The sequence below is a fragment of the Leptospira soteropolitanensis genome, from assembly GCF_026151655.1.
GTDB lineage: Bacteria > Spirochaetota > Leptospiria > Leptospirales > Leptospiraceae > Leptospira_A > Leptospira_A soteropolitanensis.
Map to the genome: position 1 here is coordinate 684,516 of NZ_JAMQPN010000002.1, position 15,395 is coordinate 699,910.

Sequence of the window (15,395 nt, forward strand, 5' to 3'; positions counted from 1 at the left end):
TTTAAACCTCTATTTCCAAACCTTCATAAGCCATAATGATTTCTAGTTTTCCATGTGGATCAAACATCTCTTTATATTTGAGTGCGCGTAAATAAACTAAATCTAGTTTTTCGTCATCGTAAGAAGGATCATGATGAAACATCACAAGTTTTTTAACTTTTGCACGAAGAGCAATATCAGTAGCGATGGAAGCTGAACTATGACCCCAATCGATTTTTTGTAAGGACTCTTCAAACGTATATTGTGTATCAAAAACAAGAACATCTGCATCACGAAAATAATCGATATAAGTATCAATATTTTCCATTTCTTCCAAATTGAATTCCGCATCGGATGCAAAGATAATTGCTTTTCCCTCTTCCGTAAACCGATAAGAAAAACTTCCTCCCGGATGGCGGACTGCTTTGCTAAATGCCTGGATATGGGGACCAAGTGGAATCACTTCCCCTTCTTCCAAATATTGGAACGTCTTTTTGGCGGCATAATGATCAAAGGAAACAGGAAAATGAGTGAATACGAATTGGTGATCTAATCTTTTTTCTGCATCGTTCATACAAGAAACGAATTCAAAATGATTTCCTGGTAAAAAGAGAGGTACAAAAAAAGGAATCCCTTGGATATGATCCCAATGTGTATGTGTCAAAATCCAATAAGCATGACCTGTTCCCTTCCCAAAGTCAGTGGCCATCAATTGATTACCGAGTTCTCGAAGCCCAGTGCCACCATCGATAATGATAAGATTTCCTTCCTTGTCACGAATTTCAACGCAAGTCGTATTACCGCCGTAAGTTGATGAAGAAGAAAAACTGAGAGAATTTAGAAAACTATGGATACTTTGTTCATTCTGAATGTCAGTGGGACTGGCGAGCGAAAGAATTTTTTCGATTTTATGTTTTACACCTTCAGGCCGAATGGGTGACGCAATGGAACCCCGGACACCCCAAAACTTAATTTTCATTGCTCTTTTTCTAGAGTCCTTTTTTGAAAAATCAAACGTTTTTTGATTGTATTTGGCTCTTTCAGATGTTGTCTTAACTGAAGTTATGTTTCAGTATGAAATCAAACGAGAAAACGAAAAAGCCATTGTGCATTTGAATGGATCCTTGTCTTTGAAAGACACTCCAAAATTTCGGTCGGACGTAAAAACACTCATTGACACTCCGGAAATCCAAGAACTTGTTTTAGACTTTAAAAACTTGAGTTACTTAGATTCTTCTGGGATAGGAATTTTGTTGCATACCTATAGCTGGACAAAGGAAAAAAAGAAGCAGGTTCGAATCATCCATTTATCCCCTGAAGTCAGAACCATATTTACAGTAGCAAACCTTCTAGATATTTTTCAACTTAAAGAATCCATCTAGGACTACACTCGGTAGTCCTGGATGGTTTGGATGAGAAAAGATACGATCCCAGAAAATACATAAAATCCTACCGCGCCATACATCACATAAGGCCAACGATAAAAGCCAATCGCAAGTAACAACAACCCAAGTCCGACAATACTAATTCCTAATTTTTTCCAAGAAAAAAGACCTCTAATCGCAACCTGTGGTTTGCTGTATCTAAGAGTTGAAACCATAAGAAGAGCGGTAATTACAAAAAATAATACAGCCGTCCAAAGTGGAACTTGTGATACAGAAAAAACTAAAGGAAAAATCCCAATCACAACACCGGCAACAGGAGAAGGAAGGCCATTAAATGATTTAGGATCGTGAGCCACATTAAAACGTGCCAATCGATATGCCGCACAAATAGGATACAAAGCGGCTATAAACATCCCTAAAGGAAAATAATCAGGTTTGTCGAAGATATCTAGTTTGATGTCGTAAAAGAACATTTTATACGACAAAAATCCTGGAGCTATCCCAAAGGTGGTAAGGTCGGCAAGACTGTCTAAGTCAGCGCCTAATTCGCTTGTACAATTGAGAGCGCGTGCTGCCATTCCGTCAAACCCATCAAAGAGTGCGGCTAAAATAATAAACACTCCCGCTAAGGTAAAAAGTTCGTGGGAATTGGATTGTGTTGGGTTTGTTTCTGCTACCAAAAGCATAGATACAAAGCCCAAAGTTAAATTTCCCAATGTAAGTGTGTTTGGAATCCAAGTAAGTTTTAGTTTCATATTATTTGTTCAAAGTTTCGTTTGGGGCTTACTTTGAAGTCGAGCCCCACAAATGATTTTTGTTTCCAAAGGTGGTATCCAAGACATGCCACCATCGCTCCGTTATCTGTGCAGTAAATTTTTTTGCTAGGATAAAATAGGTCAAAACCTGATCTTTCCTTTTCTTTTTCTAAACTTTCCCGAAGAGTTCCATTGGCAAGTACCCCGCCGGCAGCGACCAAAGTTCGAATTCCTGTTTTCGTTATTGCCTTTCGGATGTTACGTGTGACAAGTTCAAAGGCCGTTTTCTGAAAATAGTATGCAATTTTTTCCACAGGAAGAGAATCTGCATTTTCCCGTTTGTAGTAAAGCACCGCGGTCTTAAGCCCACTATAGGAGAACCGAATCTTATTTTCTCCATCTTCTTTTAAAAGTTTAGGAAATGGATTTTTTTCACCAGGAACCGGTTTGTATGCATTTGCCTTTGCCTCCAAATAAGGACCACCGGGGTATGGTAGGTCCAAAACGGCACTGACCTTATCGAAAGCCTCCCCAAGCGAATCATCCTGAGTATCTGCTAAAATTTGCAAATCACCAAATCCTTTGTATATATAAATGGAAGAATTTCCTCCAGAGAGAAGGACCCCAAGCCAAGGAAAAGGAGGAAGTTCTCTTTCCAAACCGATCACTGACAAATGAGCTTCGAGATGGTTCACCGCGACAATAGGAATCCCATGTACAAGGGAGATACAACGAGCCAATTGTGCTCCAATCATGAGAGAGCCAACTAACCCAGGATAAGTGGTTACTGCTACGTAGTTTAAATCAGAAAAATCAATACCCGCCTCTTCCATCGAAACAGCAAGAAGAGAATTGATTTTTTCTAAATGGGCTCTCGAGGCAATTTCTGGGACCACTCCCCGGTAAGGGGAATGGGAATCTATTTGGCTATAAACTTTGAGAGAAAGAAGTTCCTGTCCATCACGAACAATCGCAATGGATGTTTCATCACAACTGGATTCAATTCCTAATCCATAGGTCATTACTTCAAAACACGGATGGCTTCTGCAAGCTGAGTATCCAAATCCAATCTTGGTTTTGCATTGGAAGAACCGGCTCTCATTTCATTAAATAAAAAAATACGTGTGACCGAATCAGATATTGTTAGATTTTCTTTTTTTAGAATGGCTGAAAAATCGGAAAGAGCTAAATCGTTGTATTCTGCATGTGTTTCTAAAAAGGGACGAATTAAATTTTTCTTAAAGAGTTTTTCTAATGCGTATTTTTCATCTTCACTAGCAGCTATGGGATTTATAATATAATCGGGAGTAATACCTTTTCCATGAATAGAAACACCAGAAGGTGTGTAGTATTTTTGAATCGTAATAGCAACCCCAGTGCCTCCCGAAAGAGGGAAAATAGACTGCACACTGCCCTTACCAAAACTTTGTGTTCCAACTACCACAGCACGTTTGTTATCTTTTAATGCACCTGCTAAAATCTCAGAAGCGCTGGCAGAACCCCCATTCACCAAAATGGCAATGGGAATCTCTAAAAACTTTTTATCTTTTTTATCGGCTTTATAACTTTTTACGAGAACACCACCTCGACCTTTTACAGAAACTATCTCGGCATCGGGAGGTAAAAAAAGATCAGCTAGATCAATGGCCAAATCCAAAAGTCCACCGGGATTCATTCGTAAATCAATCACGAGTTTTTTGGCACCAGAATCCATCATTGCCTTCACAGCAGTAGCAAATTCTTTGGCAGTAGTTTCCTTACCCATAAATTGCACGAGTTTGATATAACCAGTTTCTGTTTCTGGAAGGTAATGAGATCTTACATACCGAATTTGGATTAACTCTCGCACCAAATTAACAACAAAAGGATCTTTGATTCCCTTTCTTTCGATCTTCATAGAAATGGATGATCCTACTTCCCCACGCATCATAGCGATGGATTCGGATAATGAAACGGACTTTGTACTTTTTCCGTTTATTTCTATAATTTTGTCTTGAGGTTGCAGCCCTGCTTTCCAAGCGGGAGTTCCCTCGATCGGAGCCACAATGATAAAGGCATTTTCTTGGAAACTGATCTCAACTCCAATTCCACCAAAGCTACCTTTGGTTTCATTCTGTAATTCACCAAATTCATCCGTATCTAAAAAACGGGTATGAGGATCACCTAAACTCTGTAAGGCACCCTGAATGGCTCCAGTATAAATTTTTTTCTCTTCCTGAGGATCCACATAATCGTTTTCAATATAAGAAACTACTTCGTGAAGAATTTGTAAGTATTTCTCCCCATCAGTCGAGATAGCTTTAACCTTATCCGTGCTACCAAAAAAAACAAGGGCCACCAAACAAATGGTAATGGCACCCCAAACCAGACGTTCGGATATTTTGATTTTATTCATTTCCATAAATTGACTCGTAGAGAGCTTTGTTTTCTTTTTTTAACATTTCTTTTGCTTCTGGGATAGACAACCGGTAGACTTCGCAAGCCTCTTCAAAAAGTGCCATATCTGTGGGAGTGGGTCGTTTGCTATCTGCCATAAGCCCAGTTTGGATTCGATTCTGTGCAAACCGCTCCAAAACACGTTTTAGGTCATAAGCATCGATTTCTTGTTTTTTAGGAGCGCAAGAGAGGATGAGAGAGAGTATAAGAAACGTTGGGAAAAAGAAGAGATGTTTCAGCATCCCTTCAAAACTCGTTCCCAACCAAGCTTTGGTCAATCAGTAAATGCGATAGAGTCCGATTAGTTTTCCAATTATCGTTGCCTTTTTGGTACGAATGGGTTTTAGTTTTACATTCCTTGGTTCCAAACGGATCATATCTGGCTCTTTGTAAAAAACTTTTAAAGTAGCCTCGTTTTCGATCATTGCCACAACAATCTCTCCATTCCTTGCTGTGTCTTTTTTCTGAATGATGGCAATGTCCCCATCGCTAATCCCTGCATCCACCATAGAGTCACCCTTCACACGTAAAGCAAAGGTTCCCGGTTTGGTGGCAAGGTCTTCTGGAACCGCAATATAATCTTCTATATTTTCTTCGGCAAGGATGGGAGAACCCGCCGCCACTTGGCCGAGCAGTGGAATTCCAGAGGCACGGACGAGAAGCGCTTCTTCCCCATTCCCTTTCAGAAGTTCAATGGCCCGGCTTTGGTTTTTGGAAGTGCGGATATAACCTTTTTTCTCAATGGCCTTTAGATGGTCGTAAGCGCCTTTAGCGGTAATTCCAAATTGGTCCCCAATTTCACGAATCGTGGGAGGGAACCCCTTCTCGCGGACAGTATCCGATATGAATTGCAGGACAGATTCTTGTTTTTCCGTGAGGTCTTTCATACTAAACAGATAACTAGGAAATGGGTGTTATGTCAACAAAAAACTAGGAGTTATAACTTCAAATACTCACTTTTTAAAACAAAACTTCCTTCTTCCACAATAGCTTCACCCGATTCCACACCAGTCACAACTTCAACCCAATTGTCGTAAACTTTCCCCACTCCAATTTTTTTGGCAGAAAAGGATCCATCCCCATTACGAACAAAAACAAAGTTTTCGCCCTCAATTTTGTGAATACAATTCACAGGAATCACCTTAGCTTTGTTTACTGATGACTCAACCATAGCACCAACTACTGTTGCAGTAACACTTTGTCCGGGACGAAGCCTTCCTTTTGAGTTTCTTACTTCCAAACGTATTTCCGCGGTTTTCTTTATTGGATCAATGACATCACCGACATGGGAAACTACTGCTTTCAAAGAATCATCTTTAGATCCAATTGGAATCACTTTTGCTTCATTTCCCATACGAATCGATGCTAAATCTTTTTCATATACTTCCAAATTGATCCAGAGCACACTTAAGTCAGCAACAGTAAATAAATTGTCACGCGCATTAACTGCCTGACCAATAATAGCCTCTCTTTCTGTGACCGTACCTGAAATCGGAGTTCTTATGTATAAGTTTTTGGAATTATATTTTCCTGCTTCCAAATTTGCAATTTCGACTTCATTGAGACCTAGATTTTCAAGTGCGTTTCGAGATGTTTCCATTTCTGCTTTGACTGATTTATAATCCATTAAGGACATCTCATATTCTTTAGCTGAGGTAACCTTTCTTTCATATAAATCCTTTGCTCTATCAGCTTGCACCTTTAAAGCTTCCAGTCTTGCTCTCGCTTTCAAATAATTTGCTTCAGTAGTTCCCAATTCAACAGATTGGATGGAGGCAAGAGCAGTGCTTTTTTTTACATACTCACCTTCCTTTACAAAAACCTGGACAATTCGTCCGCTAACTCGAGACCCCACTTTTGCAACACTATTCATATCATAAGAAACTGTCCCAGGAAGTTGCAATTCTTCCTCAAGTGCTTTTTCTTCTAGGTATACAACAGAAAATGGATGGTTCTTTTGAATTTCCTGAGAGATAATAAATTTGGATTTATCTTCCGTTAAGGCCTCTGTTTTTTTACCTGAGCCAAAGAATTTAGTATATCCAAAGTATCCTAAACTTCCCACAAGAACAAGTATACTCAATGAGCGAATATTCTTAAAATTGAATTCTGTTTTCATATAATTTAAAACTCCGAGCTATCCATCTTTCCGATAGAAGCTTTGTATCCTTCCAAAGCATTGTAATAGAGGTAAATGATTTCATAGTAACTCCTGAGGACACTGAGATAGTTTTTCTCCGCCTCCAAAAAAGTAACTAAATTAGATGCACCTCGAATGTAAGCAAGCCTTGACTTTTCTTGAACTTCTTTATTCTTTTCGAGGAGTCCCATTTTTTGGTAGTCGAGTAACTGCGACTCCCTTGCTTGTAATTCTTTTATGGCAGCAGAAATTTCAGAAATGATTTCGTTTCGTTTGGCATCTACATCAAATCCTAATTTTTTATAGGACTCCTCTGATTTTAAAATTTCCCCTTGTTTGCGATCAAATAAAGGTAAAGGTGTGGCTGCATAGACACCAGTTACATTTTCATTTCCTTTGTTTAAAAATTCAATCCCCAACGTAAGCGGTGGAATGATTTCTCTCTTTTTTAATTCGATATTCATTCGTTCCCTTTGTTGGCGAATTTTTAATGCTACCAAGTCAGGTCTTTCTTCAATATCAAAATCATTTAAATCAATGCCAAATTCACGTGTAGAGATAAATTCTAATCTTCCTTTAATATTCAGAGGAGAATTTACATCAGATATCCCAATCAGGATTCGTAAATTTTTGACAACTTGTGCACGTAGAATCCGGGCATTTCGGTATTCTCTTTCAATTTGAACACGCTCCAAAGCCAATCGGTCATATTCCAAAAAAGAAATATCTCCTTTTTCCGCCCTGAGTTTTGTTAAATCCAAAAGGTCTTGATAGTTTTCCAAAAATTCCTTTTGGTAATTGATCTGCTCCGTTACATAAAGATAGGTCCAAAAATTCTGACGTAATCTCAAACGAAACAAACGATCAAAATCACGAAAACTAGCAATTGTACCCAAAAACTCTTGTTTGGCGACCTTTTCTCTTTGCGGAATGACTCCACTCATATCAAAAGGTTGATTATAAATAAAAGAAGTTTCTGGTTTTCCCGTCGCTGCATTTGCGGAAGCACCCATAAACTGCTGTTGCATATTGACAATAGGATTATAATACAAACTTGCAGTAATGATATCTCCCCGAGCCATACTGATATTTTGTTTTTCTCGGAGATATAGCGGATTACTAGTGACTGCAAAATCCTCTAATTCATCTAAATTCCATTTTTCTTTCGAATCCTGGACTCTGGAATCTTCACCGAGAAAGAACAACTCATCTTTAGAATGTAGTTCATACACCGCCTTTTCCTTTGGAAAAATAGTATGTGAATGAATTCCGAGAAGGAATAAAACCAAAAACCTCTTTTGCGATTTCATACAGTTACAAATTTCTTTATATAATCTTCGATTCCAAACTGGATGACTTTTATGGCTTCCACACGATCGTAAACTTCAGTAATCTCTACGGTTCCTGTAGAAGGTGAATTTGGATCAAGTTTGTACGTCAAAAAGTAATGATGGAGTTTGTTGATAAGAGCTTTCGGAACTTCTGAAATGTCTTTGATTTGACCGAACACTTCGTCCCCTTTAAGGACGGCGACGATTTTGTCATCTGCCTCTCCCTTATCGATCATACGAAGTCCACCAATAGGAATTACAGTTAGAATCATATTTCCATGTGTGATGGGATTGACACTAAGCACACAAATGTCAATAGGATCGCCGTCTCCAATGATATCAGGTCTACCAACAACTTCCGAACAATGTTTTCCAGAAGCTTCTCCCGAAAAAGTTCTCGGTATAAATCCATACAAAGTTGGTGAACGGTTGCTATACTTTTGTGGTCTGTCTACGCGGATAAAACCTGAAGCTTTATCTATTTCATATTTCACAGTGTCCTGTGGTGTGAGTTCGATAAAAACATCCAACTCATCTGGAGCTTTTGGTCCGAGTTCCAATCCATGCCAAGGATGTGCTACGTAATAATTAGGTTTCATTTAATTCCTCTTTCTTTTTGATTTCTGTTTTGATTGATTTGTTTTAGAATCTTCTTCATTATGAATTTCATTTTCTTCTGGTTCGGAATGATGTGTATGTCCGTTCGAATCGTGCATTTCTAAATCTTTGTATTTTTTCATTTCTTCTACAAAGTATTCATTCATCTTACGCTCCCGTTCCATCTGCCTAATTTCTTGTCTTTGTGCTAGTTTGACTAAAAATTCAAAGGCAATGGGAAGAAGAAAACGTGATAAGATGGTCGCCACAAGTACACCGCCCATAACCACCGTTGCTAGTGGTCTTTGCACTTCGGCCCCAGCACTAGAAGCAATGGCCATAGGCAAAAATCCAATAATGGCAACAAGTTCTGTGGTCGCCACTGCACGTAGAGTATAAACTGCAGCTTCCACTACAGCTTTGGAAGGATCACGGGTGACTTTTAATTGGTCTTTAAGTGCTGAGGCATAAACAACGCCGTTTAACACGGATATACCGGCAGCCGCAATAAATCCAACTCCAGCAGGAATCGAAAAAGGAAGTCCCCGGATCACAAGAGAGAGAATTCCTCCAGAAAGTGATAATGGAACTAAAATAAAAACTCCCAATGCATAGTAGACACTTCCAAAGGCAATAAATAACATCGCAAAAATAATGGCACCAGCGATCGGAATCACAATGGCAAGACGATTCTTCGCACGAGTGAAGTTTTCAAACTGACCACCCCAATCCACATAATACCCTTGTGGTAATCCAGATTCAATAGACTCTGTGGCCGCTTGCACATCATTCACAAATCCAATCATATCTCGTCCACGAACATTCACTTCCACAAGGATCCTACGTTTCAACCCTTCATGATAAAGCGCCGCTGGTCCTTCTGTCATCATAATATCAGTAACTTGCCCAAGTGGAACCGTTCCACCAAGCTCAGTCATAACAGGAACGTTTTCAATGACTCCAATGTCTGTTACGTCGGCATCCAAACGAACAATCAAATCAAATCGTTTGTAACCCTCGTAAACTTTTCCTGCATTGGCCCCAACACGTAAAGTTTCAATGGTAGTAAGAACTTCTTCAGCACGAACACCGTAACGAGCCATATTTCCGCGGTTCATTTTAATTTCCAGAAGCGGAAGACCTAAAAGTTTCTGTACTCGTAAGTCTGCGGCTCCCTGGATCTTTTTGATTTTGGAGGCATAATTGTCTGCAATGGATTTGAGTGTTTTAAGATCATCACCATAAATTTTAATTACAATATCGGCTTTGGAACCGGATAACAACGCATTGACGCGGTTTTCAATGGGTTGCGATAAACTGATGTAGGAAGAAGGAACACTATTGTTCACTGAATTCTTCATGAGTTCCATCAGTTCTTCTCTATCATGCGCCGAAACCCATTCTTTCCTAGGTTTCAACTTAACCATCATCTCCCCTTCTTCCGAACCTATGGGTTCAGCAGCAGACTCACCCCTTCCTTGTCTCGAAACTACGCTCACTGCTTCAGGGAATTTTAAAATGACCTTTTCCATTTCCAAATTCAAATCACGAGAATGGTTGATGGCGGTGGAGGGAAGGCGTTTGATATCAATGGCAATTTCCCCTTCATCGATCCTAGGTAAAAATTCTGATCCGAGAGTAGATGCTAGGGCAAAAGATAATAATACAACTCCAATTCCTGCATAAGTAAATTGGCGTTTGAACTTCATCCCGTAAGTAAGAACTTCTGCATATTTAGTTTGGAATTTATCCCAAAAGGCTGACTCATGCAAAATTGGTTTTTTATAAATATAAGACATGAGGGCAGGAAAAGTAGTAATCGAATAAAGAAGTGCTGCACCTAACGCAAAAGCAACGGTGATCGCCATCGGACGAAACATCCTACCTTCCACTCCTTCAAGTGTCATGAGCGGTAAGTATACTAGTAAAATAATTCCCACACTAAATGCTGAAGCCCGAACTACTTTGATACAGGACTCCATAATCACTTCTTCCATTCCATCTTCCATGTCCTGGGCCGATGTTTTCGAAAGTAGGAAACTTTTACGCAGTAAAAATCCATGAAGAGTGGACTCTAACATCACAATGGAACCATCTACAAGAAGACCAAAGTCAAGAGCACCAAGAGACATCAAGTTTCCCACAATGCCAAAGGCATTCATAAGAATTGTGGCCACCATCATGGAAACAGGAATGGCTAGGGCAACGGCAAAAGCTCCCTTCACCGTTCCTAAAGTTAAAATAAGACAAACGAGAACAATGATGGCAGCTTCTACCAAATTGGTAAATACAGTCGAAAGAGTTCGGCCAATGAATTCCGAGCGGTCATAATACACTTGGATCTTCATCCCTTGGGGAAGACGAGATTCAATCTCTTTCATTTTTTCTTTCACTCGGCTCACCACTTGGAGGGAGTTACTGCCTAGTAACATCATGGCAGTCCCACCCACAACTTCGCGTTTGCCGTTCATGGTACTCAAACCAAAACGAAGGGCAGGACCCGTTTCCACTTTGGCAATTTGGCCCAGTGTCAAAGGAATTCCATCTCTTGAGGTTCTAACAGAAAGCCTTGCAATATCATCAATCGACTTAAATTGGCTTTCGCCTCGAATCACAAATTGTTCTTCGCCTTTTTGGATATACCCCCCACCTAAGTTAACATTGGCACCTTCCAGAGCTTCTGTAATATGAGAGAGAGTTAAATTATGAGATAACAATCGTTTGGGGTCGATTTTAATTTGAAACTGTTTGGCATCTCCCCCAACCACGTTTACATCAATGATTCCTTTTACGGAACGAAGTTGTCTTGCAACTTCCCATTCCATCACCGTTCGCAGTTCTTCTGGTGAATGGCTTTCTGATACTAGAGCAAATTCATAAATATCACCAAGACCAGTGGCAATCGGAGAAAGTTCAGGTCTGCCATAGGATTTGGGGATAAAGTTTTCTGCTTGTTTGAGCCTTTCATTCACAAGTTGCCTTGCAAAATAAATATCTGTTCCATCTTCGAAGATAACGGTTACAGAACTAACACCCGTTCTTGAAATGGAACGAATCTCTGTGACCTTGGGCATCCCGTTAAACTCAAGTTCGATGGGGTAAGTAATAAACTGTTCTACTTCTAAGGGAGAAAGACCAGGGACCGAAGTCACTGCCGACACCTGCACGTTTGTCACATCGGGAATGGCATCGATCGAAAGGTGCAGCGCATTGTAAAAACCAACAATGGTGAGTGCTGCTGTCAAAACGAGGACTGTGGCTCGTTTGTGAATGGAAAACTGAATGATTTTTTCTAACATAATTCCTATTTCAAATTGAAAACGTAGTAGAGACCCAAATTAGGCTCTACTTCTAGACTAATCTACATGCAACGATTAAGCCAAAACAGGGGGCGGGAGGTATAGAAAGTGAAATAAGATAAGAATTTCGTGAAAAAAAGCAGGTTCTGTTGAAAGTGTAGACCAACGAATCACAGAAACTCTCAAAGGAGCTTCGATTCTTCGAGAAGGAACCAGTTTCAAAACTTGGTTGGATTCTTTAGAGGAAGTCAGAACACGAGTCGTTTCTTCCAACTCGTAGGATTGGTATTGAAAGTCCAAATCTTCGAGAGGAGAAACAAACCGGTCGTCGACCAGATTCAGATTGATGAAAACCGCTAAAAGCAGGATGAACCCTGACTTCCAGAAGCGCCTAATTTTCACTGTTTTTTCCTATTCTTGAGACCCAGGTTCAAGAATCGACCCAGAGACTCAAGTGAAAACCCCGAAAATATGAACTTTTTTCCATTTCCTTTTGATGACAAATACTTGTGTAGTTGCCAAAACTCGAGAGTCAAACAAGACTATCCTTACCGATGAAAGACGAATCTATAGACACCATCATTAGCGACGACATTACGTTTCGCGGAACCCTTTCCTTCAACCAAACATTAAAAATCAAAGGGCAATTCAAAGGCACAATCACTTCTCAAGGAAAACTCATTATCGATGAAACAGGCGACGTAGAAGCCGATGTAGAAGTAGGAAGCCTTGTGGTTCACGGAAACCTAAAAGGAAACGTGGACGCAAAAGACAAGGTAGAACTTAAAAAAAATGGTAAGGTCGTTGGAGATATCAAAACACCGGGACTCGAAGTAGAATTCGGTTCCAAAATTATTGGCAATTGCATCATGTAACCAAGGTTCACTTCGGACCTTTACTTTCCGAAGTAAGAACCAAAGTTGATTCCAAACGCCCCCTCTTACGTTACTTAGTCGATAAAAGAGAGGGCCTTCGCAACATTCATCCCAAAGAACTGCTCACATCTGACTTTTCTTGTTTGCATTCCCCCTTCTCCCTTCCCGATCTTTCTGTGGCAGTGGAACTTCTACTCAACTCTGTACGGGAAGGAAAAAAAATCCTCCTCTATGGAGATAGAGATTCTGATGGAGTGAGTTCCACCTGTTTACTGGCATTCTTTCTAAAATCCCATCCAAGCTTTTCTTCTATCAATTTAGAAGTGATGGTTTCATCCGAAAGTGATCCTTACGGTCTTTGTAAAGAAGCCCTGGTAAAAATAAAAAAAGTAAAACCTGACCTTCTTGTGACACTGGACTTTGGTTCAAGCCAAGCCGATGAAATCGAAGAACTCACAAATACAGGTATCCAAGTCATTGTACTTGACCACCACGAAGTTCCTGTTCGTATCCCAACAAACTGTGCTTTGGTGAATCCGAGAAGGACAGATTCCGTTTACCCTGAAAAAAAAATCTGCACAGCAGTGCTTTCTTTTAAATTAGTATCTGCCATTTTGTTCCGACAAAGTGAGGAATTTGGAAAAGTTTATAAAAAAATAGAGTTTAAAGAAGAAACAGGACAAAATCAAATCACTTATTTTCAGAATGGAATCAAACTGACAAATGAAACCCTCACCTCACTACCTTTAGATGACAAATCGATTTTTCCTTACCCAGAGAACTTTACGACAGCGATCCCAGTGGATGAAGAAAGAAAACTTTTCTTTTACCAATGTTCCAACATCCCAGAGTTTTTTTCTGGATTAGAAGAAGAAACAGACCTTGCCGGGATTGGAACCATTACCGATATGATGCCTCTTGTTGGGGAAAACAGGCATTTTGTCAAACTTGCTTTAAACTCACTCACCAAACTTTATGTTGGTGATAAAAAAAGAAAAGGTTTATCGGAACTTTTAAAAGAACTGAAACTTAGCCCCCAAGGTGTGACCACAAAAGACTTAGGTTGGTCGATAGGTCCCGTCCTAAATTCGGCAGGCCGAATGGGAAAAACGGAAGAAGCGGTTTCATTATTATTATCGGAAACAACTACAGAGGCAAAAACCAAGGCCAAACAACTCCTTTCCATCAATGAAGAAAGAAAAGAAAGAACCAAACGCAATATGGACCGCGTCGAACGTTATTTCCAGAGAAAACCGGAACGAACCGCACACGAAGTCGTATTTTGTTATGAACCTGATATGGAACCTGGGGTCAGCGGAATTGTGGCCACAAGGATGGTGGATACTTACAAAAAACCTGCCATTTTTCTTGCACCTGACAATGGTGATGCGAGAGGAAGCATTCGTTCCTATGGTCCCGAAAATGTTTTAGAACTATTAGAATCTCTTTCGGAACATTTTTTACATTTCGGTGGCCATCCAGAAGCGGGAGGATTTTCTATTAAAATCGACCAAATCCCTGCCTTTGAATCGGCATTGTATACGGCTGCTAAAGATTGGCTTTCTGTTGATAAAGAAAAACCCAAAGTCCACTCCATCGATACAGACTTTACTGTTCTCACCGAAGAAATCGGAGAAAGGTTACTCAAGGAATGGAAAGACCTCGAACCCTTTGGCCAAGGGAATCCAGATATCAAACTAGCGATTAAAAATGCAAAGGCAATTCACCTAACTCCACTTAGTGGAGGAAAACACGTTCGATTCCATTTGATTGGAAGTGGTTCCTTAAAGTATATGATTTGGAACAAAGGTAAAGAATTCCAAAAGTTTATGTCAGAACATGGAAGTTTTGATTTGGTAGGAAGTTTGGAAGAAAATTTTTACCAAGGAAGAACCACCCTTCAATTTATTGTCGAGTGGTTTGGAATCACGGCAGAGAACCCTGCCGTATCAAACTAAAAAAAGTTTATTAAGCAAACGATTCGAAACTCTCGAGGTTTCTTTTTTTCAAGTAGGAATCCCTTCAAAAAGGAAGAGATTCTTTTCTCCGTCAAACGTTGATTAAAACTTTTGATTCATCCACATAAACAGGAGTCCATCCTGAATTGTCTTTGAAGTAACGAACCGCTTTGATTCTTAAATTTTTGTCCAGGGTGAACCAGTGGTTAGTATTGGCAGGGATCGAAAGAAAATCACCTTTACTCACATGGACTTCAAATCTTTCTCCATCAATGATGAATCCAAAAATTCCGCTACCATCAATGATATAACGAACTTCTTCATCTGTATGGATATGTAGTTTGTCAAATTTTGCTAACATGTCCTGGATTCCAGGAACTTCGTCATGCAGGACAACGAGGTCATTGGCTTTGTAACCATGTTCTTTCTTTAGTTGGTCAAATCGATATTCCAATCCTGAAAGAACTTCCGCTTTTTCCGCATCATTTAAGCCCTTTTGGTCAAGGATGAGATCCAAAGTTTCTGGGGTTTTATAGAATTCATAAACAAGACCCTTGGAAACAAGGAAATCCTTAATTGCTGAGGGATCCTCTAGAGTTCCTGACTTTCTTAGAATGGTTGCCATACGAAATACCTACCT

15 protein-coding genes are annotated in these 15,395 nt (G+C 39.8%); 3 read left to right on the plus strand and 12 right to left on the minus strand.

Annotated features, from left to right (window positions below):
• Position 1: 1 nt before the first annotated feature.
• Entirely contained in the window at positions 2-958 is a 957-nt protein-coding gene (locus ND811_RS07980) for an MBL fold metallo-hydrolase (protein WP_265351529.1), read from the minus strand.
• Between the two features lie 85 nt (positions 959-1,043).
• Between ND811_RS07980 and ND811_RS07985 the strand changes: the two genes are divergently transcribed.
• A complete protein-coding gene (locus ND811_RS07985) occupies positions 1,044-1,361 on the plus strand; it encodes an STAS domain-containing protein (RefSeq protein WP_265351530.1) in 318 nt (105 codons plus the stop codon).
• A 2-nt stretch (positions 1,362-1,363) separates the two neighbouring features.
• On the opposite strand, the gene ND811_RS07990 is transcribed toward ND811_RS07985, so the two are convergent.
• The 10 genes from ND811_RS07990 to ND811_RS08035 all read right to left on the minus strand — a co-directional run bounded on the left by ND811_RS07990 (position 1,364) and on the right by ND811_RS08035 (position 12,324).
• A complete protein-coding gene (locus ND811_RS07990; RefSeq protein ID WP_265351531.1) occupies positions 1,364-2,119 on the minus strand; it encodes a CDP-alcohol phosphatidyltransferase family protein in 756 nt (251 codons plus the stop codon).
• Positions 2,116-3,141 carry a tRNA (adenosine(37)-N6)-threonylcarbamoyltransferase complex transferase subunit TsaD gene (gene tsaD, locus ND811_RS07995; RefSeq protein WP_265351532.1) on the minus strand — a complete coding sequence of 342 codons (1,026 nt, stop codon included), beginning with the start codon at positions 3,139-3,141 and terminating at the stop codon, positions 2,116-2,118. The genes ND811_RS07990 and tsaD overlap by 4 nt, the downstream gene beginning before the upstream one ends.
• Positions 3,141-4,505, minus strand: coding sequence for a S41 family peptidase (locus ND811_RS08000; RefSeq protein ID WP_265351626.1), 1,365 nt, complete (start codon positions 4,503-4,505; stop codon positions 3,141-3,143). The genes tsaD and ND811_RS08000 overlap by 1 nt, the downstream gene beginning before the upstream one ends.
• Position 4,506: 1 nt before the next feature.
• Complete coding sequence (locus ND811_RS08005; RefSeq protein WP_265351533.1) at positions 4,507-4,797, minus strand: LA_1448 family UV-C exposure upregulated protein; 291 nt, start codon at positions 4,795-4,797, stop codon at positions 4,507-4,509.
• 36 nt (positions 4,798-4,833) lie between these two features.
• Positions 4,834-5,442: a transcriptional repressor LexA gene (gene lexA, locus ND811_RS08010; protein ID WP_265351534.1), complete on the minus strand. Its 609-nt coding sequence runs from the start codon at positions 5,440-5,442 to the stop codon at positions 4,834-4,836.
• Positions 5,443-5,492: 50 nt separating this feature from the next.
• Positions 5,493-6,674 carry an efflux RND transporter periplasmic adaptor subunit gene (locus tag ND811_RS08015; protein WP_265351535.1) on the minus strand — a complete coding sequence of 394 codons (1,182 nt, stop codon included), beginning with the start codon at positions 6,672-6,674 and terminating at the stop codon, positions 5,493-5,495.
• A gap of 5 nt (positions 6,675-6,679) precedes the next feature.
• Complete coding sequence (locus ND811_RS08020; RefSeq protein WP_265351536.1) at positions 6,680-8,005, minus strand: TolC family protein; 1,326 nt, start codon at positions 8,003-8,005, stop codon at positions 6,680-6,682.
• Positions 8,002-8,625, minus strand: a complete 624-nt coding sequence (locus tag ND811_RS08025) for an inorganic pyrophosphatase (RefSeq protein ID WP_135570243.1) — start codon at positions 8,623-8,625, stop codon at positions 8,002-8,004. Before ND811_RS08025 ends, ND811_RS08020 begins: the two co-directional genes overlap by 4 nt.
• A complete protein-coding gene (locus ND811_RS08030) occupies positions 8,626-11,922 on the minus strand; it encodes an efflux RND transporter permease subunit (protein ID WP_265351537.1) in 3,297 nt (1,098 codons plus the stop codon).
• Between the two features lie 75 nt (positions 11,923-11,997).
• The gene (locus tag ND811_RS08035) at positions 11,998-12,324 is read right to left on the minus strand and encodes a hypothetical protein (RefSeq protein WP_135743915.1); all 327 of its coding nucleotides are present in this window, start codon (positions 12,322-12,324) and stop codon (positions 11,998-12,000) included.
• A 152-nt stretch (positions 12,325-12,476) separates the two neighbouring features.
• Between ND811_RS08035 and ND811_RS08040 the strand changes: the two genes are divergently transcribed.
• Together ND811_RS08040 and recJ are read left to right on the plus strand one after the other, a co-directional pair.
• Entirely contained in the window at positions 12,477-12,797 is a 321-nt protein-coding gene (locus ND811_RS08040; protein WP_135570249.1) for a bactofilin family protein, read from the plus strand.
• Positions 12,785-14,755 (plus strand): single-stranded-DNA-specific exonuclease RecJ, encoded by a 1,971-nt coding sequence (recJ, locus tag ND811_RS08045; RefSeq protein ID WP_265351538.1) that lies wholly within the window; start codon positions 12,785-12,787, stop codon positions 14,753-14,755. Before ND811_RS08040 ends, recJ begins: the two co-directional genes overlap by 13 nt.
• Positions 14,756-14,846: 91 nt before the next feature.
• Here recJ and ND811_RS08050 read toward each other — a convergent pair whose 3' ends face one another.
• Positions 14,847-15,380, minus strand: a complete 534-nt coding sequence (locus ND811_RS08050) for a cupin domain-containing protein (RefSeq protein WP_135743913.1) — start codon at positions 15,378-15,380, stop codon at positions 14,847-14,849.
• Between the last annotated feature and the right edge of the window lie 15 nt (positions 15,381-15,395).

Coding starts and splice junctions, on each gene's coding strand:
- ND811_RS08025 (WP_135570243.1), bottom strand. CDS start 8,625: ATGAAACCTAATTATTACGTAGCACATCCTTGGCATGGATTGGAACTC.
- lexA (WP_265351534.1), bottom strand. CDS start 5,442: ATGAAAGACCTCACGGAAAAACAAGAATCTGTCCTGCAATTCATATCG.
- tsaD (WP_265351532.1), bottom strand. CDS start 3,141: ATGACCTATGGATTAGGAATTGAATCCAGTTGTGATGAAACATCCATT.
- ND811_RS08020 (WP_265351536.1), bottom strand. CDS start 8,005: ATGAAATCGCAAAAGAGGTTTTTGGTTTTATTCCTTCTCGGAATTCAT.
- ND811_RS08030 (WP_265351537.1), bottom strand. CDS start 11,922: ATGTTAGAAAAAATCATTCAGTTTTCCATTCACAAACGAGCCACAGTC.
- ND811_RS08050 (WP_135743913.1), bottom strand. CDS start 15,380: ATGGCAACCATTCTAAGAAAGTCAGGAACTCTAGAGGATCCCTCAGCA.
- ND811_RS07980 (WP_265351529.1), bottom strand. CDS start 958: ATGAAAATTAAGTTTTGGGGTGTCCGGGGTTCCATTGCGTCACCCATT.
- ND811_RS07990 (WP_265351531.1), bottom strand. CDS start 2,119: ATGAAACTAAAACTTACTTGGATTCCAAACACACTTACATTGGGAAAT.
- ND811_RS08005 (WP_265351533.1), bottom strand. CDS start 4,797: ATGCTGAAACATCTCTTCTTTTTCCCAACGTTTCTTATACTCTCTCTC.
- ND811_RS08015 (WP_265351535.1), bottom strand. CDS start 6,674: ATGAAAACAGAATTCAATTTTAAGAATATTCGCTCATTGAGTATACTT.
- ND811_RS07985 (WP_265351530.1), top strand. CDS start 1,044: ATGTTTCAGTATGAAATCAAACGAGAAAACGAAAAAGCCATTGTGCAT.
- ND811_RS08040 (WP_135570249.1), top strand. CDS start 12,477: ATGAAAGACGAATCTATAGACACCATCATTAGCGACGACATTACGTTT.